Genomic DNA, 23,483 nt, shown 5'->3' with positions numbered 1-23,483 from the left:
AGCGGTTTTGCGTAGGAGAATGCGAAATTCCAAGTTTAAGCAGCAGCGTGACGGTTGGCGGCAGAGTAGCGCCCGGTCACGAAGTGCTCCAATTGCCGTTCGATATCGCCAAGCATCGACGATGCGCCGATGCGGAACAAATCGGGCTCCAGCCAGCGATTGCCGAGTTCTTCCTTCATCAGCGTGAGCCAGGCGAGCGCGTCCTTGGCGGTCTTGAGGCCGCCCGCGGGTTTGAAGCCGACGCTCTGACCGGAAAGCTCGCCATAATCGCGCAGTGCCCGCACCATGGTCAGGCTCACTGGCAAGGTGGCGTTGACGTCTTCCTTGCCCGTCGAGGTCTTGATGAAATCGGAGCCTGCCTGCATCGCTACCATCGAGGCGCGATAAACATTGGTCAGCGTGTTGAGATCGCCGGTGGCGAGGATCGCCTTCATATGCGCATCACCGCAGACTTCGCGCATGGCGGCAATCTCGTCGTAGAGAGCCGACCAGTTCTGCGTCAGTACATGCTCACGCGTAATCACGATGTCGATTTCATGTGCGCCCTGTTCGACAGCATAGGTGATTTCCGCAAGGCGAAGTGGCAGCGGGGTCAGCCCGGCGGGAAATCCCGTCGCCACCGAGGCAACCGGAATGCCGGACCCTTCAAGCGCCTTCACCGCATGGGAAACCATGGTCGGATAAACACAGACCGCGCCGGTGGTGATGCCCGCATCTGCAAGGCCGAGCGCTTCCAGAATATCCTCGCGCACCGGACGGCGCGCCTTGGCGCAGAGCCTGCGCACGCGCCCTGCCGTGTCATCGCCTGCAAGCGTGGTGAGGTCTATGCACTGGATGGCGCGGATGAGCCACGCCGCCTGATATTCCTTTTTCACCGAACGGCGGGCGCTGATCGTGGCGGCGCGGCGCTCGGAAGCGCTGCGGTTGACGGACACATCCTCAAACCATTCCGGCTTGAGCGGTGTCCCGTTATTGCGGGGGAGGGCGTCGGTCATTTCATTGTCCGTTCATAGGTTCAATTACGTTCAAGTGCGATCAGGCACGTTCGGTCGAGGGGGCGTGATCGCGGCAGAACGTTTCGAATTCTTCCCAACTGGCATAGGCTTTCTGCGTGCCGGGCCGGGTGATGGAATGGGCCGCGTAGAGCGCTGCTTTGCGAAGCGAGGCTTCCACATTGCCGGTCCCGGCGTAGAAGCGGGCAAAGGAGCCGATAAAAGCGTCGCCTGCGCCGGTGGTATCTTTTGGCGTGACCTTGACCGGTGGAATATTGACGATTTCGCTTGCTGTAATCATGCGCGCACCGCGTCCGCCGAGCGTGACGATGACGGTGCGGATGCCGCGTGCGATGAGCGAACGCGCCGCAGTGACGATTTCATCGTCCGTGCCGGTCGGCAGGCCGGAGAGGATTGCCAATTCGCTCTCGTTTGGCACGAGAAAGGTCACCTGCCGGATAAGTTCTGGATCAAGATCAGCGGCGGCAGGCGCTGGGTTCAAAATTGTTTCGATGCCGTTTTCAGCCGCAAAAGCGATGGTGTGATAAACGGTCTCAACCGGGACTTCCATCTGCATCAGGATAAGGCCGCAAGTTTTCAGATCGTCGGCAGCCTTGTCGACTTCGGCAGGCAGAAGATCGGCATTGGCGCCCTTGACGATCAGGATCGAGTTTTCACCCGATGGCTCGACGAAGATGGGGGCTACGCCGCTCGATTTGCCGGCAACCTTGCGCACATGGCGCGTATCGACACCGAACTGGTTCAGGTTGCGGATGGTATTGTCCGCGAAAATATCGTCGCCCACCCGCGTGACCATCATCACATCTGCGCCAAGGCGTGCGGCAGCCACGGCCTGATTGGCGCCCTTGCCGCCGCAGCCGATTTCAAATGTCGGGGCTTCCAGCGTTTCGCCGGGGCCGGGCATACGGTTCACATAGGTGATGAGGTCCACCATGTTGGAGCCGACCACTCCGATCTTTCTGGTCATGAGACGTTCCTTTGAAATTTCAGAGTGCCTTGATCGTGGCTTCGAATTCTTCGGCGGCGGTTGTATCGAGATAGCCGACGCGCACGGGGAAAACGGCGCGCTCGCCCGATGCCAGTACCTGCACATTGTTCTTGGCCTTTTCCGCCAGATAGCCTTCCGGCTCGCAGGTCGAGGGCAGGGCAAAGGCTGCAACCTGGGCATCCCCGTTCACGAGAATCCAGCGCACGGTTTTTGGGAAGATTTCGGTCGGGTAGGAAATGCCAAAGCCGTCGCCTTCGGGAAGCTGCATCATCAGATGCGTGTTGCCTTCGGCATTTTTAGGCAGTCCGCGAATATAGAAGACCTGCTCGGGATCGTAGCGCTCCGGCTCGTCCAGCACTTCCATCGCGGCTGGATCGGTGGCCAATTCGTCGATCAGCGACAGATAATCATCATTGGGCGTAACGTGGCCGGGAACAGCCGTGCGCACCTGCACGTGATCCGGCGTATAAGGCACCGGTTGCACGATCCGCGCACCTTCCGCATAGGCAAAATTGACGTGGCACATATACATCAGCTCCATCGGAGCGGATGAAAGGTTCTCCACGTCCATGGTGATGTCGAACAGCGTTTCATCGGCATGAAGCCGCACGCTTGGTCGTGCCAGATAATGCGCGCCGAAGCCCATCACATATTCATATTCACCGGTGACTTCGACGAAGCCGCCACGCTCGTCATGACCAAAGAAAAGGCCGGCCTTGTCCATTTTCGCGCAGGCCATTTCGCCGTGCAGAAGATGATTGTCCTGAGGCGAAGGACAGCCATTGCGCAGGATGCCGCTATGGAACGCAAAGCAGCCATAGGTCTCGACGATAGTGGTTGCCGGGCGCGGCATGGAGAAGCTGTTGCCCATGGTCAGATCGACGCCGTCAAACTCTGCGCCCCAGATCATCTGCCCCATGAAAGGTAGCACGATGAGGTTGCCGCGTTCGTTCTCGACCAGCAGCGCCTCGATGCCGCTTGGATAGCGAAAAGCCGTGACGCTGAGGCCATAGGTATTAGCGATGACATGCGGCTGCTCAACAAAATCCTGACGGCGAAGATGAAATTCGATGTCCTGCATAAGGGGTCACCTGCCCTGATTGCGCGATGCGTTGATCGCGATGACGAGAATGAGGAAAGCGCCCCAGATGAAATCGATGAGGTGGTTGGAGAACCGCATCATCTGAAAGCCGGAGGAAAGCAGCATCAGTGCAATCAGTGCGATCGCGATGCCCAGCACGCGCCCCTTTCCGCCTGCCGGATTGGTGCCGCCGAGAACGGCGATCAGAACGGCTTGCAGCAGATAGGATGCGCCATAGTCCGACTTGGCGGCATTGGTGCGGCCTGAAAGAATGATCCCGGCTATGGAAGCAAGTACGCCGGTGAGCATGTATGAATAAAGAATCATGCGATCCTTGCGGATACCGGCAAAGACGGCTGCGCGCGGATTGGTGCCGATCAGCATGAGATTGATGCCAAGCGTGGTGCGGGTCAAAAGAATGGCCACGACGATGCACACCGCGATGAATAGCAAGAAAGGTGTAGCGATGCCGAACAGCTTGCCATTGCCGACCCAGTTCCATGCGTCGGGAAAGCCGACGATGGCCGGGCCGCCGGTCAGAACCAGTGCCAGTCCCATCAACACTTGTCCGGTGCCGAGCGTGGCGAGGATCGGCGTGATGCGCAATTTGGCGATCAGCAGGCCGTTGACCAACCCCGCTACAAGCCCGACCAGCAGGGCAAGCAATATGCCGATGATGGTGTAGAACAGCATCCCGGAACCGGAGGTCTGTGCCGCCTGCACCATGGAAGAATGGAAATAAACCCCGGCGACGATGCCAGCCAGATTGGCGATGCCCACCACCGAAAGGTCGATACCGCCCGTCAGCATGGCAATCATCATGGCGACGGAGAGGATACCAAGCTCCGGCATGATGTAGCTGATGGATTCGAAATTGTAATAGCGCAGGAACTTGTCCGGGTTCATCCAGGTCATCAGTGCAAAGACCAGTATGGTGATGACGATGAGCTGGATGATGTTGTTGTCTCCGCCAAGGATGCGGCGCATGTCGAAAGACTGTTTCATGTCGCGTTCTCCCTAGAGCGGCAGGTGTTTAAGTTGAAGCGCCATGACGCTCTAATCCTTTGTTTGAGCATGATTTTATCCCAAAACCGGTTTCCGCTTTTGGGAATCATGCTCTAGGCGATGCTTTTGCGGTCGCGCCATGCGGTGATGGCTGTGGCGACGATGATGATGAGGCCCACCACGACGCGCTGCCATGTGGTGTCCACCTTCATGATGATGAGTGAGTTCTTGACCATGACGAGCATGAAAACACCCATCAGCGTGCCGAGAACGGTGCCGCGTCCGCCGAAGATTGACGCGCCGCCCAGAACCACGGCTGCGATCACGTCCAGCTCCAGCCCGACGAAATCGCGCGGATTGGCAAGCCAGATCATCGAGGAATGCAGAAGGCCCGCGAAGCCTGCGAGCGCTCCGGCCACGCAATAGACAAAGAAGATCGTGCGGCGCGTATTGAAGCCGACGCGCTTTGCCGCTTCCGGCGAGCCGCCATAGGCATAAACGCTGCGCCCGATCATCGTATAATTGAGGATCAGGTGGATCAGCAGGGCCAGCGCCAGATAGACAAGGAACATTGCGGTCAGCCCGAACGCCGTGCCGGAGGCCGATGTGAGTGAGATCACATCCGTCTTGCCGAATTCGATCAGTTCCTTCGGCATCTTGTTGATGTTGACGATGCTGGTGCCGACAAGGCCCAGCACCAGCCCGCGCACGATGGAACCGGTGCCGAGCGTTACGATCAGCGGGATCATCTTGAAGCGATGGATGATGAAACCGTTGAAAGCGCCAAGCAGCAGGCCGATCAGCGTTGCCGCCACAAACGGAATGAACACGCCGTCATAGCCGAGATAGACCATGGCGCGCACGGTCAGATACATGGCCGCGATGGCAAAGGCGGTGAAAGAGACGTCGATGCCGCCGGAAATCATCACCAGCAACACACCGAGCGCCATGATACCAATTACGACGTTGGAACGCAGAAGGCCGAAGATATTGTCCAGCGACCAGAAAGCCGGATTGATGAGGCCGATAATAACCATCGCCGCGAACAACACGCAGGCAATGATGAATTCGGTACTGCGAAAGAATTTCATGTGCCGGTTCCTCAATTCAGCGTCTTGAGCCGGTCATTGACGGCATCTTCGGTCATGGTTTCACCGGAAAGTTCGTCGACGAAACGTCCGCGATGCATCACCAGCACACGATTGCAGTTTTGCACCAGCTCGGGCACATCGTCGGAAATCATCAGGACGGCGAGACCTTCATCACGGGCAAGCTTGCGGATGATATTGTGGATCTGCGCCTTGGAGCCGACGTCGACACCGACAGTCGGCCCGTTGAGGATCAGCACTTTCGCGCCGGTCAAAAGCCAGCGTGCCAGCACCACACGCTGGGCATTACCGCCCGACAGGTGATTGACCGGCGTATGCGGGCCGGGGGCAACGATATGCATCGCCGAAAACATGTCGCGCGTCGTGGTGTCGGCTTGTCTGCGGTCGATGAAGAGGCCGCGCACGAATTTCTCGATCGATGTGACGATGATGTTCCGCTCGATTGATTGCGTCAGGAACAGACCTTCCGTCAAACGGTCTTCCGGCACATAGGCGACGCCACAGGCGATCCCTTCCTGAACTGTTTTCGGGTGGACTTGCCTGCCATCAATACGAACAGTGCCGGTGAAGTCCGGCTTCATGCCGAAGAGCGCGAGTGCCAGTTCCGTACGGCCTGAGCCGATCAGCCCGGATATGCCGACGATCTCGCCCGCATTGAGAGTGAGGCTGGCATTTTCCACCGAACCCGGAACAGAAAGGTTCGTGATTTCGAGGGTCGGATTGGTTGAAGCGCCTTCACGCGGGCTCCAGTGATAATGGTCCGATGTGAGTTCTTGACCGGTCATGGCGCGGGTGATCGACGGTTCGTCGAAATCGGAAATCGGGCCTTCAGCAACTTTCTTACCATTACGGAAGACGGTCAGCCTTTCGCTGATTTCCAGCATCTCGCGCATCTTGTGGCTGACGAAGAGCACCGCAATGCCCTGTGCCTGAATATCGCGCACGATCTTGAACAGCGCGTCGACTTCATGACGCGTGAGCGCGGTGGTCGGCTCGTCCATGATGATGAGGCGGGCGTCAGCCATGACGGCGCGTGCAATCGCCACGATCTGCTTGCCCGATGTCGGCAGGCTGTCCACATCCGCATCGAGGTCCATGCTGACGCCAAGCCGGTCGAGCGCCTTCTGCGCCAGTTCGCGCACGCGCTTCCAGTCGACGCCCTTGCGGCCTTCGATGAGAAAAGTATTGATTGCCAGATTTTCGGCAACAGTCAGGTTCCCGAACAGCGAGAAGTCCTGATAGATCACCTGAATGCCGTGGTGAACCGACTTGACGGGGTCGAGCTTGCCGACCGATTTGCCGTCGATCAGTATCTCGCCGTCTTCCGGTGTGTAGACGCCCGACATGACCTTGATTATGGTGGATTTGCCGGAACCGTTTTCGCCTGCGAGGCAGTGGATTTCACCGGGCTTGATGGCGAAGGAAACATCGTCCAGCGCCCTGACGCCGCCGAAGCGTTTTCCGATATGGCGCAGTTCGATCAGGTTTTCATTCATGAGGGGCCTCGTGCAAGGCTGGAATGCAATTTGTCCGGCGGGAGGGGCAGGCACCCCTCCCGTCAGAGACAGCCATGGATATTAGAAGTCGTACTTATCCATGTTTTCCTTGGTCACGCCGACCCAGCCTGCGCCATAGAGCAGGTTCGGTTTGGCAGCGTCCGGTGCCAGCAAGCTTTCATAGCCAGGCAGGCCCAGATTGAGGCCAGCCTTGATCTGGTCGTTCTTCTTCTCAAGCGCTGCGACGGCCAGCATGTTCATGGCATAGCCTGCAACGGCAGGGTCCCAGAACTGGATGTACTGAACGTCGTCGTTCTTCAGATATTCACCAGCCACCGAAACGAGGCCCGTGCCTGCGAAGAAGACCTTACCCTTGAGGCCGCCTTCGGCGATCAGGCGTCCGGCACCGGCAGAGGTCGGCATCGGCGCGCCGAGAATGCCCTTGATGTCCGGATAGGCGGTCATCGCTTCCTTGAGCTTGTTATAGTCGGTATTGGCGTCGTCATAGGTTTCGAGACGGCCGGTTGCTTCTGACATTTCCGGGAAGTTGGCCTTCTGGTATTCGACAGCACCGTCGATCCATTCCATCTGCGACTTGGAAGTCAGGCTGCCGACGGTGGTGACATATTTGCCCTTGCCGCCCATCGACTTGCCGAGTTCCTTCATGAGGTTCGCGCCATAGGCCTTGTTGTCGAAGGCTTCAATGTCGTAATCGACGTTCTGGATGTTGGATGCTTCGTGGCTGATGACGACGATGCCACGCTCGCGTGCCTTCTTCAGAACCGGCTCCACGGCTTCAACCGAGAACGGCACGATGGCAATAGCGTCGACGCCCTGTGCGATGAGGTTCTCGACAATCTGTACCTGTGCAGCAGCGTCCGCCTGGCTCGGGCCGACCATCCAGACGTCATTGCCGGTGTCAGCCTTGAACTGGTCGACGCCATCGCGCATGCGGTCAAACCAGGCAATGCCATCTACCTTCACGACGGTTGCGATAGTGTATTTCTTGTCATTGGCAGTGGTAATCAGTTCCTTGTTGATCTTCGATGTATCAACGACGCCTTCCGCGAAAGCGTGCGGAACTGCAACGGACATGGCAATCGCCACGGATGCTAGAAATTTCTTCACCGGTGTTTCCTCCCTGGGAATTCCTTGGTCGCCTGCCCTTGATGGCTTGGACAAACACAATTGTTGCTACGCCGACGCATCTCAGGAACGGTGAGTGCGTCGGCGTTCTCCTCCATGCCCGGCTTCCCGGCCGGGCGAAAATTCGATCTGTTTTCCCGCCTGTCTGACGTCCTCGAAGAATGGAATTCTGTTCGAGGCGCGCAAAACCCTGTTGTCATATCCTCCCAACAATGCGAATTATAATGTTACAATCCGATCATTATGTTTGGATCGTTTCACATTTATGTTCAGCCTGTCAAGATCGGATGATCGCATTGCGTGAAATGTGACGGACGTATAAACGGGATGAGCGGACCGTAAGGAATGGGGACAGCGTGAGCAGAATCAGCCGGAAGGAAGAGCGGATTGCCGAACTGGCGGCGCTGGTCGATGAGATCGGCGTGCTTCGCCTGCGCGATGCGGCAGCGCGTCTTGGCGTTTCTGAAATGACGATCCGCCGCGATATCGGCAGCGATGGCGGGATGCTGAATTGTTTGGGTGGTTACATTATTCCCACGCAGGACGGTGTGAATGGCGATTATGTCTTTGATTTTGAAAAAGACAGCCATGCCAATGCCAAAGCGCAGGCTTGCGCCGCAGCCGCAGCGCTGATCGAACCCTATGATACGGTTTTCATCGATTGCGGCACGACGATGCCGCACCTTGCTCACCGTATCCCGCAGAACCAGCACATTACGGTTGTCTGCTACGCTCTCAATATTGCGGAAATTCTGTCGCAGCGCAGCGATGTGCGCATCATCGTTCTGGGCGGGCTCTATCACCCGGAAGCGGCATCGTTTTCCGGGGACGAGGGGATCGACGTCCTGAAGCGCGTCAACATCAACAAGGCATTTCTGTCGGCTGGTGGTGTTGATGAGCAGCACGGGGTTACGTGCTCGCACTTCCATGAAGTGCCAATCAAGCAGATGGCAATGCAGCGCGCTGTCGAAAAACATCTCGTTGTCGACAAGAGCAAATACGGCAAGGTACGGGCTGCGCGCTTTGCGGGCATGTCCGACTTTACATCGATTGTGTCGGGCTGAGATCAGCTTACCGATACCAAGTACAAACGTAATGAAAGGGCGGCAGAAGCCCCCCTTTCATCTTCACGACCTCTGGACCAGATCGCATAGCCCCCGCGCAACTTGATATTAGGCAATCAGCCGAATGCGCCGCGCCGACCGGAAGAGATGGATGGCAAGAAATAGCGGTTCGGGCCGACGGCCAGGAGCATGGAACCGGCATGATTCTGCGAGGCTGCCGGTTGGCTTTCGGTTTTGCTGGTGGTTGGCGTCGCTGCAAAAGCTCCTGTAACGAGCATTGCAAACGCTGCCGCAGAAATCAAAGTCGTCTTCATATCGTCCTCCAAATACGTGGGCCGGTATGCGCCCACAATGGTCACCATGAACGATAGTTGGAGGACCGCCGGGCAAACAATACGGCAGATGTCGTATTTCGGAGGGTGCTATTCCACCGGCAGGCCGAGGCGCACCGCATAGGCGGTCAGTTCAGCGCTGTTGTGCTTCCCAAGCTTGCGCATCAGGTTTTCACGGTGTTTTCGCGCGGTGGGAACGCTGATGCCCAGCCGCTCCGCAATCTCCCTTGTCGTGCTGCCGCGTGGAATAAGTGCCAGAAACTGCATTTCTCTGCGGGTCAGGGCGACAGACATCGGCAGTTCGACGTCGGGAAGCGGATTACCTGCCGGGCGTTTCTCTGCGTGATGGGAAATCGTGGTGGGTACGCCGTCCAGTTTTGCATTGCGCAGCGAGCGGACCGCAGCTACCAGTTCGTCGGGATTGCCATTCTTCGTGAGATACAGATCGGCCCCGGCCTCAAGCGCCTTGTCGATCGACTGTCCGTCGGAATTGGCCGACAATATGATGATGTTCAGTCGGGGGTGGGCTGTGCGGATTTCTTCTATGAGCGTATAGCCCAGAAAACCGGGCATTCCGAGGTCCAGGACAAGTAAATCGCAGGGGCATTGATTCAGCTCAAGTAACAGCGTGTCGTAATCCCTTGCTTCTCCGACAATTGAAGTGTCTTCTATTGTCGATAGCAGCATCTTCAGGCCTTCCCGGACAACACTGTGGTCATCGGCAAGTACGACTCTGTAAGTTCCGGACATGAACTTCCCCCGCGGCAACAATCCGGCTTCAATATCACATGACGATCCATCCCGTACAAATAAATAGCTCCGTCGATATGTCGCGGAAACTGGATGAAACCAGAATCCGTGAGGAACTGACGGGCATGCTTTACAAGCATTCAGCGGGTGTCTTGCTGACAAACCTGTTGGTGCCGGTTCCAGCATTCATCGTTTTCTGGGGCAAAGTGCCGGATTGGTGGCTTTGGACCTGGGCGGCTTCCGTCTACCTTTTATCCATCGTCCGGGTATTCGTGACGCGGGCCTTCTTTCGTCGGAAGCAGCCGATCGTCAATTCCGACCGATGGGCCTGGCTGGCAGCAGGTTTTTCGTGGCTTTCGGGCCTGAACTGGGGCATGCTCGGCTGGATCGGCTTCATGTCCGGCGAACCGCATCTTCTGGCTTTTTCGATCATTGTGATGACCGGGCTTGCTTGCGGTTCGGTTCCGACGGGCTCGGCTTTCCCGCCCTCCGTGATCGGCTCGCTTTTCACCACGGTGCTGCCAGCGACAATCTTTTGCCTGCAGGCGGGTGGCGGCGTTTATAATGCCTATCTCTTTCTCATCGTGTGTCTTGTGGCAATCAATCTCCAGCACTGCCGGGTGACTTATCACGATCTCTGGGAAACCATTCGTCTGCGCTTCGAGAACTCGGCGCTGGTGGAAGAACTGCGAAGCGAGAGAGACAGGGCCTCTGCGGCCGATCAGGCAAAAACGCGTTTTCTGGCTGCGGCAAGTCATGACTTGCGCCAGCCGGTCCATGCGCTGGGGCTGTTCAATTCCACGCTTGCAGCACTTGCGTCCAGGGAGACGGTTGCCGCATCCGCAGCGCGACAGATTTCGGACAATATCAAGCGCGTCGTCGGTAGCCTGAGCGATCTTCTCAATGCCCTGCTCGATGTTTCGCGACTGGATGCGCAGCTTGTCGTGCCGAACAGGCAGGCGGTTTCGATCAACCGGATTTTCGAAGAAGTGCAGCATGAATTTGCAAGCGAAGCGTCAGAAAAGAAGCTCGACCTTCGTATCGTGCCGACCTCGCTTTATTGCGACAGCGATCCTACGCTGTTGAAGCAGATTCTCGCCAATCTCCTTTCCAATGCTATCAAATATACCGATCAGGGGCGCATCTTGATGGGCTGTCGGCGCAGGGGGCGTGGGATCGAAATTCAGGTGCTCGATACAGGCATCGGAATTCCACAAGAAAAGCACGGGCTCATTTTCGAGGAATTCGTGCAGCTCGATAATTTCGAGCGCAATCGTGACAAGGGACTGGGGCTTGGACTGTCGATCATCAAACGAACGGCAGCACTTTTGCGCCATCCGATCCGGCTTGTTTCGACGTTCGGGAAAGGATCATTATTTGCTGTAACGGTGCCCCGCGTCGAGAAGGCGGGAGGGCAGGCAATATCGCAGACAGAGCAGGGAGGAGCCCGCAATATTATCGTCATCGATGATGAACCTGCCGTCCTGGATGCCCTTTGCGGATTGCTTTCGGTGCTTGGACATAGAGTCCATGCCGGGCCGACTGCTGCGGAAGCCTATCGATCCTATCAGGCATCCGAATTGGCGGGGGAGCCGGATCTGCTGATTGTGGATTACCGGTTGCAGGGCCTGACCACCGGAACTGAAGCAGCGAGTGAAGTATTTGCGCTGCTGGAGCGGACTTTGCCGGTGATTATCCTGACGGGCGACACCTCGCCGGAAAGGCTTCGCGAGGCTTCCGCCAGTGGCTATCTGCTGCTGCACAAGCCCATTGACCCCGAAAGGCTGGTTGAGGCTATTCGCGAGAGGCGCGTAAACTGACCTTCACTTGTTCTTCCGGATCAACAGGCCTTCCAGAAACGTCCGGAACGCCTTAACGGCCCGCTTCGATGTGGCCTCTGGATCGTCGGAATTGGCAATCCACTGCGCGGCGCTACTGCTCGCCGCATTGATCAGCCGCGCGGCGGCTTCCGAATCGATATCGACGATGATCCCATCTTCCCGCAAGGCGTCGAGGCTTGTGGTGATCGTGCGGATACAGCCATTGGCGCTCGGCCAACTGGACGGGTCGCCGAAAACCGCCGGTCCGTCGCGAAACATGATCCGCTGGATTTCCGGCTCAAGCGCCATCTCGATATAGGCCGTATTTTCGTCGACAAAACCCTGCCAGCGGTCGGGCGCCTTGGCAGAAATCGTGCACAGCCTCGCGGCCATCTCGCAATCGATCTCGTTGATTACGGCCTGCAGAAGGCCCTTTTTGTCACCAAAATGATGATAGAGCGCGCCGCGCGTCAGCCCGGCAGAGGCTGTAAAATCATCCATCGAAGCCTCGGCGTAACCAACGGTTCCGAACGCCTTGCGGCCCGCAGCCATCAGCTTGGTCCTCGTTTCGGCAATCATTTCGCTTCGCGGTTTACGCATCATGATTCCTTTTATTTGCATACGCTGCGTATATTAGTTGACATACGCCGCGTATCAATTATTTAATTAACATACGGACCGTATGCAAGTGATAGAATTTCCCCTTTCAAGGACCCACTCCGATGTCCAATCCATATAGAGAAATTTTCAGTGCTCCAGGCGCTATCGGCTTTTCGACGGCGGCCTTCTTCGCTCGTCTTCCCATCGCGATGGCGCCCGTCGGCATCGTGGCCATGCTTGCGCAGACCCATGGCGAATACTGGCTGGCGGGCGCGGTGTCTGCCACCTTCGCGCTCACGAATGCATTCATATCGCCGCAGATCTCACGCCTTGTCGACCGTTACGGACAAAGCCGCATCGTCATGCCCGCCACAATCGTTTCGGTGATAGCCTTCGCGCTTCTGCTCGTAGCGACAAATCAGGGCTGGGCGAACTGGACATTGTTCGTCTCGGCATTTTTTGCCGGTGCCATGCCCAGCATCCCGGCAATGGTGCGGGCAAGGTGGACGGAAATTTTCCGCAACCGCCCTGAATTGAACACCGCTTTCGCGTTCGAGTCGGCGGCGGATGAGTTGGTCTATATTTCAGGCGCCTCCCTTTCCGTGGCGCTGGCGGTGTCGCTGTTTCCTGAGGCGGGTATGCTCATCAGCACGGCTTTCCTGGCCGTGGGCACTGTTGCCTTTCTTTTGCAGCGTTCCAGTGAACCGCCGGTTCGCGCACTCGACCACGGCAGCCCGCAACGTTCTGCAATCTGGTCGCGTCCCGTTCAGATTATCACGCTCGCGCTCATCTTTGTCGGTTCCACTTTTGCAACAGCTGAGGTCAGTGCCGTGGCTATCACAAGCGAGCTTGGTCAGCCCGGCGCGGCCAGCATCGTGATCGGCGTTTATGCCATCGGTTCGTTTCTTGTCGGCATAACGCTCGGTGCATTGTCGCTTCGTATACCCCTGCAGCGCCAGTTGATGATTGCCGTCGGCGTGCTGGCACTCACTGCATTGCCGCTACCCTTTGCCGGTACATCGACCGCGCTTCTCGCGACGGCGGTGTTCGTCAGCGGCGTTGCGATTTCCCCGACATTCATTACGGCCTTCGGCCTGATCGAACGCCGTGTGCCTGAAACAATGCTGACCGAGGGTATTACCTGGGTCATGACGGGTATCGGCATCGGAATGGCGCTTGGTGCGTTCGTTTCCGGTTGGGTTGTCGACAATTTCGGTGCGGCAAACGGTTTCTGGGTTTCGGTCGTGGCGAGCTTCAGCGCGGTCTTAACCGTTGCTCTTGGTCAGGCCAGCCTGTCCGGTGCACGGGAAGCTGTCGAATGTGATGCGCTATGCGTGGCAGAAGCAGCAGAATAAGTAAAATCGGGACGAGCGGGCTTTACCCGCTCGTCCATCTCCGGAAATACGTTTTTCCGGCGGAGCGAAAATAATCCGTCTTTGAATATTCAGATTATCCTGCCTGCTGACATGAAAAATGCAGCACGCTTTTCGTGCAGTCGCATTCGAGGTCACGCAACAAGCCGTCCTTGAGGCCATAGATCCAGCCGTGTACGACGATATCCTTGTTCTGTTTCCAGGCCGATTGCAGAACTGGCGTGCGTGACAGGCTTTCTACCTGTGAGGCGACGGTCAGTTCGCAAAGCCTGTTCAGGCGTTCTTCGGGATCGGTAAAACCGTACAGCTCCTGTTCATTTGCCTGCGCAATATCGCGAACCGGCTGGAGCCAGTTATCGATGATGCCGTGGCCATAACCGGCCATGGCGGCACGCACGCCGCCGCAACCGTAATGACCGCAGACGATGATGTGTTTGATCTCCAGCACTTCGACGGCAAATTCAAGCACTGACAGCAGGTTCAGGTCGGCGCGATGAACGAGGTTGGCGACGTTGCGGTGTACGAACACCTCGCCGGGCTGCAATCCGGTGACGACATTGGCCGGAACGCGGCTGTCCGAACATCCGATCCAGAGATATTCCGGACGCTGCATCGATGACAGGCGGCTGAAATATTCAGGGTCTTCCTGGCGCTTTTTCGCTGCCCATTGCCGGTTATGCTCGAAAAGGTCTGATATCATGAGCCCGTCTCATCCGGATGATCTTCATTCCCAGACATAGGCGGATATAGAAATACAGTAATTGATACCGATCAAGTATGAACTGTTTCGGCATAAAGGGAGCGGGACAAGCGCCCGCTCCCCCTTGTCTTATGCAGCAGGCTTCTCGCTGCGACCGATACCGAGCAACTGATAGAAGACGAGAGCTGCAAGCGTCGATGTTGCGATACCGCCAAGAGCGAAATCACCGATCTTCAGCGTGAAGTCGCCAGCGCCGAAGATGAGCGCCACGCCAGCGGTGAAGAGATTGCGGGAATCCGCGAAGTCTACCTTGTTGACGATCCAGATGCGGGCCATGGCCGAGGCGATCAGGCCGAACACCGAAACCGCAAGACCTGCCAGAACCGGGGCTGGGATGGTCTGGAGGATAGCGCCGAATTTCGGCGACATGCCGAGGATCAGTGCCATGATGGCAGCAATGACGAAGATCAGCGTCGAATAAACCTTGGTCATCGCCATGACACCGATGTTTTCGGCATAGGTGGTGACGCCGGTGCCGCCGCCAGAACCGGAGATCATGGTCGCGATGCCATCGCCGAGGAAGCCGCGGCCGATATAACGATCCATGTTCTGGCCGGTGATCGAACCGAGCGCTTTGATGTGGCCGAGATTTTCTGCCACCAGAACGACGGCGACCGGCGCGATGAGGGTGATCGCCTGCCAGTTGAATTCCGGCGTGGTGAAATGCGGCAGGCCGAACCAGGCTGCGTTGCTGACGGCGGTGAAATCGATGCCGGGCACGATGCCGAGGCCGTTGCCGAGGATCAGGACCAGCAGATAGCCGAACAGCAGCGCGAAGAGCACCGACAGGCGCTTGGTTCCACGCGGCCCATAGGCGGCGATCATCCCCATGCAGAGAACGGTGAGCAGCGCGATGGTGATGTGCGTGCCGCTTCCCTTCAACTGGCCGACAGCGACCGGCGCGAGGTTGAGGCCGATGGAAACGCCGATGGCACCGGTGACGACCGGAGGCATCAGCCGTTCCACCCAGCCCGTGCCGATGGCCATGACCACAAGGCCGATAAAGGCATAGAGCGCGCCGCAGGCAATGATGCCGCCGAGCGCGATGGCGATATTGGGATTGGGGCCGGAACCGCTATAGCCGGTTGCGGCGATCACGACCGCGATGAATGCGAAGGACGAACCGAGATAGCTCGGCACACGGCCTGCCGTCAGCACGAAGAACAGAAGCGTGCCGATACCGGAGAAGAAGACGGCCACATTGGGATCGAAACCCATCAGCAGCGGCGCAACGATGGTCGAGCCGGACATCGCAAGAAGATGCTGCACGCCCATCGGTATGGCGGCGGCGGCTGGCAGGCGCTCGTCAGGAAGCACGACGGCGTTTGATGTCAAACGCCAACTTGGAAAATAGCCCATGATGTCCCTCTGGAAAATATTATCCTGTTGCCTTTATCGCCTCATGGCGGCGATTTCCAGAGGGGAACGGCCCAATCGGCAAGCGAGTTGTTGATGAACTGTTTCTGTGATTTCACCCTGTCACGGTCACGCGGGCGGCACCTTCCGTCACCTTTCCGATGATGCTGGCAGATGGATAACCGGCAGCGTGGATGCTGTTCAAAAGTCTTTCAGCTTCCCCCGCTGCGCAGGATAGCAGAAGCCCGCCGGATGTCTGCGGGTCGGTCAGCAATTGCTGTTTCCAGAGCGGATAGTCGTCCGGAAGCTGCACATCATGGCCGTAGCTTGCCCAGTTGCGGGTGGAGGCTCCTGTTACAAAGCCGCCTTGTGTCAGATGTTCGGCCTGCTTGAGAAAAGGCAGCGCAGCATAGTCGAGGCTGATGCCTGCATTCGAACCGCGCGCCATTTCGAGCGCGTGACCAAGAATACCGAAGCCGGTGACATCGGTTACTGCATGGACGGCGTCATCCTTGCCAAGTTCGGCGCCAACCCGGTTCAGCAAGGTGACGGATGTCATCATTTCATCGTAACTGGCGCTGTCGAGTACCTGTTTCTTGAAGGCAGCGGAATAAATACCGACGCCGATTGCCTTGGTCAGGATCAGCGTGTCGCCGGGACGCGCGCCGCTGTTTTTGCGAAGGCTGGAAAGCTTGCAGGTGCCGATAACGGCTAATCCGTAGATCGGTTCCGGCGCGTCGATGGAATGCCCGCCCGCAACCGGAATGCCAGCTTCAGCACAGATGCTGTAGCCGCCTTTCAGGATTTCGCGGATCATTTCGGCGGGCATCTTGTTCACCGGCATGCCGAGGATCGCCAGCGCCATGATCGGCGTTCCGCCCATGGCATAAATGTCGGATATCGCATTGGTGGCTGCGATACGTCCGAAATCGAAAGGATCGTCCACCATCGGCATGAAGAAATCCGTGGTGGCGATCACGCAGTTTTCGTCATCCAGTTGCCAGACAGCGGCATCGTCGCCGGTTTCCGTTCCGACGAGAAGTTGGCTGAAAGGCTGCATGGCCGGTTGGTCGGCCAGCAGATCCTGCAAAACGGCTGGAGCCAGCTTGCAGCCGCAACCGCCGCCATGGGCAAGCGTGCTGAGACGAATAGGCGATGCGATATCCATGATGTCCTCAAAATTTATATCGTTATTTCGCGTGCGGTCATCGCGTAGCGGAAAGCATCCGCATCGAGACAGTCAAGACGGGCGCTGGCGACTTCGGCCTGCGGATACATCAGGAAACCGAGTTCCGGTCCTTGGGCAGATGGCAAGGCGATATCGCTGCCATCATTGAAGGCAATCCAGTTGCCTTCCCATGAACCGAAAAGCTTTTGCCGCACGGCTGCGACACGCGGGTCGTCGGCGGTCAGCCCGTCCTTTTCCTCTTCCAGCATCACCTTGCGCACATCCGCCGGATCGGTTGCGACCCAGCCAATGCCGTCAAGGTAGATTTCGGCGCGACAGTGCTGGGCCTTGGTGATGACTTCGTTCTTCGCGCCAAGGCTCTTGTAGCCGAAGGCGGAAGGCGCAACGCGCACGCCATAGAGGTCCCGGGCCGGAATTCCCGCCGCCCTGACCAGAGCCACGAACAGCGGATTGAGGTCGGCGCATTTGCCGCCGAGATCGCCGCTGTCGAGCATGGCGACGATATTGCCGTCACCGCAGCCGCGTGTCGAGGCGCGCCGATAGGTGTTGGCCACCACCCAGTCATAGATCAGGCGCGCCTTCTCCTGATCGGTGCCTGCACCTGCAACGATCTTGTCGGAGGTCTGTTTGACGATGCCATCGACCGGCGCAAGGCGCGTCCCGGCCAGATAGCGTTCGCGTTCGGCACGGGTCAGCGGCACGGCCTTTGCCGAGGCATCAAGATTGCTTGCACGGTCCCGGGTAGAGATGAGGCTGATGATCTCGGCTTGCGGTTTTGCTTCGTTTGCGTCCCATTCGAGGTAAAGCAGGCCGGTGCCGCTGGCCGGATCGCGGTCGAGCCGCGCGACCTTGGCGTTTGTCGTCCAGCGATTGCCTTCGGGACGGTTCCAGTCGTTGCCATTGAACCCCGCCATCGGAACCCATACACGAATGACTTCTCCCGAAGCGACAGGCGTAACGCTGGTGGTGATCTCGAAGCTGCGCCAGCCTGACGGCTCCGGCGCGAATGTGTTGCTGGCCGCAGACGCAAAATTCGGCAGCATGCTGAAAGCCGCGCAAGCCGCACCGGATTTAAGAAGTTCCCGACGGTTCATGACGATCCCCTTTTTGCTTTGAATTGTTCTTGTTGCAATTGCGCGAGAAAAATCGTTCCTCCCGCCTTCGGTCCGGAAAGCGGGAGGTATGCAATGATTGCAGGAAATCTGGATGAGGCTTTGCCCGATTGAAGAGAGCTTGAGATGAGGGCCGCAAAACACCGTCGCACCGGGTTAAACAAGCCGACGCGAGGCAAGAGCCACTCAAAATTCAGGCCCCGAAACTCGGGAGCAATATAAGAAGCCACACAAGCAGTCTGGCGTTTTTACACAGGAACGTCAATCAGCCAGCGCGTTTTCAAGTCATTCTCGTGATGAAGTCTATGTATTAATACATGACAATTAAAGTCATGTTATTGATAAATGCACCTTATTGTTAATTTTTTTAGCCTGCTGTTCGGTTGACAACTTGGTTTTATTGCGGTGAACTGATGTCAGGCAAGTCCAATTTAAAGAAGAGCATGCCTCGGCATTTTCTTCTGACGATCAGGGAGGTGCAGCGCAATGAATGTGGAGCTCTCACGCCGCCAGTTTCTGGGCGGAACGGGGGCGGTAGTGGCGGCTTCGGCGCTTGGGTCTTTCGGTTTCGGTGCAGTGGAAAGCGCCTATGCCGAATCCATTCGCCCCTTCAAGCTGACCAACACGACCGAAACCCGGAATACCTGCCCTTACTGCTCGGTCGCCTGCGGCATCATCCTTTATTCCAAGGGGGATGTCAGGAAAGGCGAGAAGGCCGAGCTGATCCATGTCGAAGGCGATACGGATCACCCGACCAATCGCGGCACGCTTTGCCCGAAGGGTGCGGCACTGAAGGACTTCGTCAAGGCGAAGACCCGCCTGCAATATCCACAGGTACGCGAGCCGGGTTCGTCCGAGTTCAAGCAGATTTCCTGGGAAGATGCGCTCGACCGCATTGCACGGCATCTGAAAGACGATCGCGACGCCAACTTCATCGCGAAGAACGCGGCGGGCACTACGGTCAATCGCTGGACCTCGACGGGTTTTCTCGCAGCTTCGGCAACCACCAATGAAACGGCGTTTCTCACCTACAAGGTGGTGCGCAGCACAGGCATAGTTGCATTCGATAACCAGGCACGCGTCTGACACGGCCCGACGGTGGCGAGTCTCGCCCCAACATTTGGCCGCGGAGCAATGACCAACTCCTGGACCGATATCAAGAACACCGATCTCGTCGTCGTCATGGGCGGCAATGCGGCGGAAGCGCATCCTTGCGGCTTCAAATGGGTGACGGAGGCAAAGGCCAACCGTGGCGCCCGGCTGATCGTCGTCGATCCGCGTTTCACGCGCACGGCTTCCGTGGCGGATTTCTACGCGCCTATCCGGCAGGGGTCGGATATCGCCTTCCTGCTTGGCGTCATCAATTACTGCATCCAGAACGACAAGGTGCAGTGGGATTATGTGAAGCATTTCACCAATGCCAGCTACATCATCAAGGATGGCTTCGAATACAAGGACGGGCTGTTTACCGGCTATGACGAGGAAAAGCGGGATTACGACCGCTCGAGCTGGGATTATGTGATCGGCGATGACGGCTATGCGGTCGTTGACGACACGTTGCAGAACCCCCGCTGTGTGTGGAACCTGCTGAAGCAGCACGTTTCGATCTTCACGCCGGAAATGGTTGAACGTATCTGCGGTACGCCGAAGGAGAAATTCCTGAAAGTGGCCGAGATGATGTCCGAATGCTCGGCACCAGACAAGACGATGACGTCGATGTATGCGCTCGGCTGGACGCAGCATTCCAAGGGGTCGCAGAATATTCGCTGCATGGCGATGCTGCAGCTTATCCTCGGCAATATCGGCGTGCGTGGCGGCGGCATGAATGCGCTGCGCGGGCACTCCAACATTCAGGGACTGACCGATATCGGCCTGATGTCCAATCTTCTGCCGGGCTATATGAACATTCCGGTCGAAAAGGAAACTGATCTCGAAATCTATATGTCGACACGCGGTTTCAAGCCGCTGCGCCCGAACCAGACGAGCTATTGGCAGAATTATCGCAAGTTCTTCGTCAGTTTCCAGAAGGCGATGTGGGGCAGTGCCGCAACTGTTGAAAACGACTTCGTCTATGACTGGCTGCCGAAGCTCGACGTGCCGAATTACGACATGCTTCGTATCTTCGACATGATGTATGAGGGCAAGGTCAACGGCTATGTCTGTCAGGGGTTCAATCCGCTGATGGCGGTGCCGAACCGCAAGAAGCTGACCGACGCTTTGTCGAAGCTGAAATTCCTGGTGACAATGGACCCGCTGGAAACGGAAACCTCGCGTTTCTGGGAAAACCACGGTGAATTCAACGATGTGGATTCAGCTTCCATCCAAACGGAAGTGTTCCAGCTTCCTTCTACCTGCTTTGCAGAGGATGAGGGCTCGCTCACCAATTCCGGGCGCTGGCTGCAATGGCACTGGCCTGGTGCTACGCCGCCCGGCGATGCGAAGACCGACAACTGGATCATGGCCCAGATCTATCTGCGGCTGAAGGGGCTTTATAGCAAGGAAGGCGGGGCCTTCCCCGACCCGATCCTCAATCTCGTCTGGGATTATAAGGACGAAGGCGAGCCGACGGCGGAAGAACTGGCCAAGGAACTGAACGGTCGTGCTCTTTCTACGGTGACCGATCCGGCCGATCCGACCAAGGTGGTTGCCGAGGCGGGCAAGCTTCTGTCCGGCTTTGCGGCACTGCGCGACGACGGTTCGACGGCATCTGGCTGCTGGATTTATTCCGGCTGCTTCACCGAGGCTGGCAACAATATGGCTCGCCGCGACAATCATGATCCGGATGAGACAGGTGCCTATCTCAACTGGTCGTGGGCATGGCCTGCAAACCGTCGCATTCTCTATAACCGCGCCTCTGCCGATCTCAACGGCAAGCCGTGGGACCCGAGCCGCAAGCTCATCGAATGGGACGGTTCGAAATGGACGGGCTATGACGTGCCGGACATCGCGCCGACCGCCAAGCCGGAAGAGGTCGGGCCGTTCATCATGAATGCGGAAGGCTCCTCGCGCCTGTTCAGCCGTGGCATGATGCGCGACGGTCCGTTCCCGGCCCATTACGAGCCGTTTGAATCGCCGGTCGCCAATGTGATTGCACCGAAGGTTCGGGGCAATCCGGTGGCGCGTGTCTTCAACGACGACTTCAAGCAGTTTGCGGAAACGGCATCGGAGGAGTTCCCCTATGCGGCGACGTCCTACCGCCTGACCGAACATTTCCACTACTGGACGAAGCACGTCACGGTGAATGCCGTTCTGCAGCCTGAGTTCTTCGTGGAAATTTCCGAAGAGCTGGCGAAGGAAAAGGGCATTGCCAAGGGCGACTGGGTGCGGGTGTGGTCGAAGCGCGGTTCGGTCAAGGCCAAGGCCGTGGTGACCAAGCGCATCAAGCCGCTCATCTGCGACGGCAAGACGGTGCATGTGGTCGGCATCCCGCTCCATTGGGGCTTCATGGGTGCCGCCCGCAAGGGCTTCGGCCCGAACTCGCTGACGCCTTTCGTCGGCGATGCGAACATTGAAACGCCGGAGTTCAAGGCGTTTCTGGTCAATATCGAGCGCTCAAGCGCGCCTGTAGCTTAGGAGGGATTAGAGATGTTTCCACCCGTTCCCAATCCTAGCGTCCAGCCGCAACAGCCGCGTTTCGGTGACAAGGACCTCATCAGGCGGTCGGCGTCGAATGTGACGCCGCCTGCCGAACGCCAGACCGAGGTGGCGAAGCTCATCGATGTGTCGAAATGCATCGGCTGCAAGGCCTGCCAGTCGGCCTGCGCTGAATGGAACGACACGCATGAGGAAGTCGGCATCAATGTGGGTGTCTATGACAATCCGCACGATCTGACGCCGAATACCTTCACGCTGATGCGCTTTACCGAGTGGGACAATCCCGATACCGGCAATCTGGAATGGCTGATCCGCAAGGATGGCTGCATGCATTGCGAAGACCCCGGCTGCCTCAAGGCTTGCCCGGCGCCCGGTGCAATCGTGCAATATTCCAACGGTATCGTCGATTTCATCCACGATAACTGCATCGGTTGCGGCTATTGCATCAAGGGATGCCCGTTCAACATTCCACGTGTGTCGGAAGTGACTCACAAGGCCTATAAGTGCACGCTCTGCTCTGATCGTATTGCAGTCGGACAGGGGCCTGCCTGCGCCAAGGCATGCCCGACGCAGGCCATCGTCTACGGCACCAAGGACGAGATGAAGGAATGGGCCGACGGACGCATCAAGGATCTGAAATCGCGCGGCTTCGAGAATGCCGGTCTTTACGATCCGCCGGGCGTCAGCGGCACGCATGTCATGTATGTGCTGCACCATGCCGACAAGCCCGAAATCTACGCCAATCTGCCGAACAATCCGCGCATCAGCCCGGTTGTCGAAGCGTGGAAGGGCGTATCCAAATATGCGGGCATGGCCGCAATGGGGCTGGCCGCAGCAGCGGGTCTGCTGCACTATATCTTCAAGGGTCCGAACGTCGTGACAGAGCATGACGAGGAACAGGCCGAAAAGCTCACGGGAGAGAAAAGCTCATGAGCAAGACCGACTTTGACGATGTTGAACGCGGCGACGGGATAGAACCCGGCAAGCCGGTCAGGGTGCACCGCTATTCAGGCGGAGCACGCATCAATCATTGGATCACCGCCATCAGCCTCGTGCTGCTGGCCTTGTCCGGCCTTGCCATGTTCCACCCTTCGCTGTTTTTCCTGTCGGGCCTGTTTGGCGGCGGACAATGGACACGCGCCATCCACCCGTGGATCGGCGTGGTGTTGTTCTTCAGCTTTCTTGGGCTTTTCGTGCGTTTCTGGAGCGCCAATCTGTGGAAGCGTGAAGACAGCCAATGGCTGGCACATGCCAATGACGTGATCTCCGGCAATGAGGAAAAGCTGCCCGAAGTCGGCAAATATAATGCAGGTCAGAAGCTCGTTTTCTGGTCCATGTCGCTGCTGATTATCATTCTGATCGTTTCCGGCGTGATGATCTGGAACGAGTATTTCGGTTCCTTCACCAGCATCAACCAGCAGCGCTGGGCCTTGCTTGTCCATTCCATGGCGGCGGTGGCGGCGATCTGTGTCTGGATTGTGCATGTCTATGCCGCGATCTGGGTCAAGGGCACGATCCATGCGATGACACGCGGCACGGTTACTGGTGGCTGGGCATGGCGACATCACCGCAAATGGTTGCGCGAACTGACATCGAAGCAGAAAGTGAAACAGGGCGGCGGAAAGCCTGCCGCCTGAATTTACGCGGTCGTCATTCGAGGGCGATCATATTCAGTGGTCCACGTGGCCCGTTGGG

Annotated in this window: 20 protein-coding genes; 6 read left to right on the top strand and 14 right to left on the bottom strand. The window is 57.6% G+C overall.

The annotated features are described in order from the left end of the window. Window positions 1–35: 35 nt before the first annotated feature. The 7 genes from deoC to F9K91_RS01390 all read right to left on the bottom strand — a co-directional run bounded on the left by deoC (window position 36) and on the right by F9K91_RS01390 (window position 7,820). Window positions 36–995 (bottom strand): deoxyribose-phosphate aldolase, encoded by a 960-nt coding sequence (gene deoC, locus F9K91_RS01420; protein WP_151556265.1) that lies wholly within the window; start codon window positions 993–995, stop codon window positions 36–38. A 40-nt stretch (window positions 996–1,035) separates the two neighbouring features. Further along, window positions 1,036–1,980, bottom strand: a complete 945-nt coding sequence (rbsK, locus tag F9K91_RS01415; protein WP_151676998.1) for a ribokinase — start codon at window positions 1,978–1,980, stop codon at window positions 1,036–1,038. A 19-nt stretch (window positions 1,981–1,999) separates the two neighbouring features. Beyond that, window positions 2,000–3,082 carry an aldose 1-epimerase family protein gene (locus tag F9K91_RS01410; RefSeq protein WP_151676997.1) on the bottom strand — a complete coding sequence of 361 codons (1,083 nt, stop codon included), beginning with the start codon at window positions 3,080–3,082 and terminating at the stop codon, window positions 2,000–2,002. Between the two features lie 6 nt (window positions 3,083–3,088). Continuing rightward, on the bottom strand, window positions 3,089–4,087 hold the full coding sequence (locus F9K91_RS01405; protein WP_151556262.1) for an ABC transporter permease: 999 nt from the start codon (window positions 4,085–4,087) through the stop codon (window positions 3,089–3,091). Between the two features lie 113 nt (window positions 4,088–4,200). Further along, the gene (locus tag F9K91_RS01400) at window positions 4,201–5,178 is read right to left on the bottom strand and encodes an ABC transporter permease (RefSeq protein ID WP_121995424.1); all 978 of its coding nucleotides are present in this window, start codon (window positions 5,176–5,178) and stop codon (window positions 4,201–4,203) included. 11 nt (window positions 5,179–5,189) lie between these two features. Continuing rightward, window positions 5,190–6,692 (bottom strand): sugar ABC transporter ATP-binding protein, encoded by a 1,503-nt coding sequence (locus F9K91_RS01395; protein ID WP_151676996.1) that lies wholly within the window; start codon window positions 6,690–6,692, stop codon window positions 5,190–5,192. Between the two features lie 81 nt (window positions 6,693–6,773). Further along, the gene (locus F9K91_RS01390; protein ID WP_029928229.1) at window positions 6,774–7,820 is read right to left on the bottom strand and encodes an autoinducer 2 ABC transporter substrate-binding protein; all 1,047 of its coding nucleotides are present in this window, start codon (window positions 7,818–7,820) and stop codon (window positions 6,774–6,776) included. 374 nt (window positions 7,821–8,194) lie between these two features. Between F9K91_RS01390 and F9K91_RS01385 the strand changes: the two genes are divergently transcribed. Beyond that, entirely contained in the window at window positions 8,195–8,902 is a 708-nt protein-coding gene (locus tag F9K91_RS01385) for a DeoR/GlpR family DNA-binding transcription regulator (protein WP_151556259.1), read from the top strand. A gap of 116 nt (window positions 8,903–9,018) precedes the next feature. Here the strand turns inward: F9K91_RS01385 and F9K91_RS01380 are convergent, their stop codons facing one another. Beyond that, entirely contained in the window at window positions 9,019–9,216 is a 198-nt protein-coding gene (locus F9K91_RS01380) for a hypothetical protein (RefSeq protein WP_061346753.1), read from the bottom strand. A gap of 108 nt (window positions 9,217–9,324) precedes the next feature. Beyond that, window positions 9,325–9,984 carry a response regulator gene (locus tag F9K91_RS01375; RefSeq protein WP_151676995.1) on the bottom strand — a complete coding sequence of 220 codons (660 nt, stop codon included), beginning with the start codon at window positions 9,982–9,984 and terminating at the stop codon, window positions 9,325–9,327. A 125-nt stretch (window positions 9,985–10,109) separates the two neighbouring features. On the opposite strand from F9K91_RS01375, the gene F9K91_RS01370 reads away from it, so the two are divergent. Beyond that, complete coding sequence (locus F9K91_RS01370) at window positions 10,110–11,804, top strand: ATP-binding response regulator (protein ID WP_235912717.1); 1,695 nt, start codon at window positions 10,110–10,112, stop codon at window positions 11,802–11,804. A gap of 3 nt (window positions 11,805–11,807) precedes the next feature. Here F9K91_RS01370 and F9K91_RS01365 read toward each other — a convergent pair whose 3' ends face one another. Next, window positions 11,808–12,404 (bottom strand): TetR/AcrR family transcriptional regulator, encoded by a 597-nt coding sequence (locus F9K91_RS01365; protein WP_167522158.1) that lies wholly within the window; start codon window positions 12,402–12,404, stop codon window positions 11,808–11,810. 122 nt (window positions 12,405–12,526) lie between these two features. On the opposite strand from F9K91_RS01365, the gene F9K91_RS01360 reads away from it, so the two are divergent. Then, window positions 12,527–13,759: an MFS transporter gene (locus F9K91_RS01360; protein WP_151676993.1), complete on the top strand. Its 1,233-nt coding sequence runs from the start codon at window positions 12,527–12,529 to the stop codon at window positions 13,757–13,759. 94 nt (window positions 13,760–13,853) lie between these two features. Here the strand turns inward: F9K91_RS01360 and can are convergent, their stop codons facing one another. From can to F9K91_RS01340, 4 genes are all read right to left on the bottom strand, one after another. After that, on the bottom strand, window positions 13,854–14,477 hold the full coding sequence (can, locus tag F9K91_RS01355) for a carbonate dehydratase (protein ID WP_151676992.1): 624 nt from the start codon (window positions 14,475–14,477) through the stop codon (window positions 13,854–13,856). A 129-nt stretch (window positions 14,478–14,606) separates the two neighbouring features. Further along, a complete protein-coding gene (locus F9K91_RS01350; protein WP_151676991.1) occupies window positions 14,607–15,896 on the bottom strand; it encodes a solute carrier family 23 protein in 1,290 nt (429 codons plus the stop codon). A gap of 112 nt (window positions 15,897–16,008) precedes the next feature. After that, complete coding sequence (gene selD / locus F9K91_RS01345; RefSeq protein WP_151676990.1) at window positions 16,009–17,061, bottom strand: selenide, water dikinase SelD; 1,053 nt, start codon at window positions 17,059–17,061, stop codon at window positions 16,009–16,011. Between the two features lie 14 nt (window positions 17,062–17,075). After that, window positions 17,076–18,176 (bottom strand): transglutaminase-like domain-containing protein, encoded by a 1,101-nt coding sequence (locus F9K91_RS01340; RefSeq protein WP_151676989.1) that lies wholly within the window; start codon window positions 18,174–18,176, stop codon window positions 17,076–17,078. A gap of 504 nt (window positions 18,177–18,680) precedes the next feature. On the opposite strand from F9K91_RS01340, the gene fdnG reads away from it, so the two are divergent. The 3 genes from fdnG to F9K91_RS01320 are packed head-to-tail and all read left to right on the top strand — an operon-like array spanning window position 18,681 to window position 23,425. Next, on the top strand, window positions 18,681–21,767 hold the full coding sequence (fdnG, locus tag F9K91_RS01330; protein ID WP_151676988.1) for a formate dehydrogenase-N subunit alpha: 3,087 nt from the start codon (window positions 18,681–18,683) through the stop codon (window positions 21,765–21,767). Window positions 21,768–21,779: 12 nt separating this feature from the next. Further along, entirely contained in the window at window positions 21,780–22,721 is a 942-nt protein-coding gene (gene fdxH / locus F9K91_RS01325; RefSeq protein WP_061346744.1) for a formate dehydrogenase subunit beta, read from the top strand. Continuing rightward, window positions 22,718–23,425: a formate dehydrogenase subunit gamma gene (locus F9K91_RS01320; RefSeq protein ID WP_151556249.1), complete on the top strand. Its 708-nt coding sequence runs from the start codon at window positions 22,718–22,720 to the stop codon at window positions 23,423–23,425. Before fdxH ends, F9K91_RS01320 begins: the two co-directional genes overlap by 4 nt. Window positions 23,426–23,483: the final 58 nt, after the last annotated feature.

The organism is Brucella tritici, assembly GCF_008932295.1.
Lineage (GTDB): Bacteria > Pseudomonadota > Alphaproteobacteria > Rhizobiales > Rhizobiaceae > Brucella > Brucella tritici.
The sequence above is the reverse complement of the archived record's forward strand: the minus strand, read 5'-3'. Positions and strand labels throughout refer to the sequence as shown.

What these genes read in the sequence shown, in the direction of transcription:
- deoC (WP_151556265.1), bottom strand. Translation starts at nt 995, where the DNA reads ATGACCGACGCCCTCCCCCGCAATAACGGGACACCGCTCAAGCCGGAA.
- rbsK (WP_151676998.1), bottom strand. Translation starts at nt 1,980, where the DNA reads ATGACCAGAAAGATCGGAGTGGTCGGCTCCAACATGGTGGACCTCATC.
- F9K91_RS01410 (WP_151676997.1), bottom strand. Translation starts at nt 3,082, where the DNA reads ATGCAGGACATCGAATTTCATCTTCGCCGTCAGGATTTTGTTGAGCAG.
- F9K91_RS01405 (WP_151556262.1), bottom strand. Translation starts at nt 4,087, where the DNA reads ATGAAACAGTCTTTCGACATGCGCCGCATCCTTGGCGGAGACAACAAC.
- F9K91_RS01400 (WP_121995424.1), bottom strand. Translation starts at nt 5,178, where the DNA reads ATGAAATTCTTTCGCAGTACCGAATTCATCATTGCCTGCGTGTTGTTC.
- F9K91_RS01395 (WP_151676996.1), bottom strand. Translation starts at nt 6,692, where the DNA reads ATGAATGAAAACCTGATCGAACTGCGCCATATCGGAAAACGCTTCGGC.
- F9K91_RS01380 (WP_061346753.1), bottom strand. Translation starts at nt 9,216, where the DNA reads ATGAAGACGACTTTGATTTCTGCGGCAGCGTTTGCAATGCTCGTTACA.
- F9K91_RS01375 (WP_151676995.1), bottom strand. Translation starts at nt 9,984, where the DNA reads ATGTCCGGAACTTACAGAGTCGTACTTGCCGATGACCACAGTGTTGTC.
- F9K91_RS01370 (WP_235912717.1), top strand. Translation starts at nt 10,110, where the DNA reads ATGCTTTACAAGCATTCAGCGGGTGTCTTGCTGACAAACCTGTTGGTG.
- F9K91_RS01365 (WP_167522158.1), bottom strand. Translation starts at nt 12,404, where the DNA reads ATGCGTAAACCGCGAAGCGAAATGATTGCCGAAACGAGGACCAAGCTG.
- F9K91_RS01360 (WP_151676993.1), top strand. Translation starts at nt 12,527, where the DNA reads ATGTCCAATCCATATAGAGAAATTTTCAGTGCTCCAGGCGCTATCGGC.
- can (WP_151676992.1), bottom strand. Translation starts at nt 14,477, where the DNA reads ATGATATCAGACCTTTTCGAGCATAACCGGCAATGGGCAGCGAAAAAG.
- F9K91_RS01350 (WP_151676991.1), bottom strand. Translation starts at nt 15,896, where the DNA reads ATGGGCTATTTTCCAAGTTGGCGTTTGACATCAAACGCCGTCGTGCTT.
- selD (WP_151676990.1), bottom strand. Translation starts at nt 17,061, where the DNA reads ATGGATATCGCATCGCCTATTCGTCTCAGCACGCTTGCCCATGGCGGC.
- F9K91_RS01340 (WP_151676989.1), bottom strand. Translation starts at nt 18,176, where the DNA reads ATGAACCGTCGGGAACTTCTTAAATCCGGTGCGGCTTGCGCGGCTTTC.
- fdxH (WP_061346744.1), top strand. Translation starts at nt 21,780, where the DNA reads ATGTTTCCACCCGTTCCCAATCCTAGCGTCCAGCCGCAACAGCCGCGT.
- F9K91_RS01320 (WP_151556249.1), top strand. Translation starts at nt 22,718, where the DNA reads ATGAGCAAGACCGACTTTGACGATGTTGAACGCGGCGACGGGATAGAA.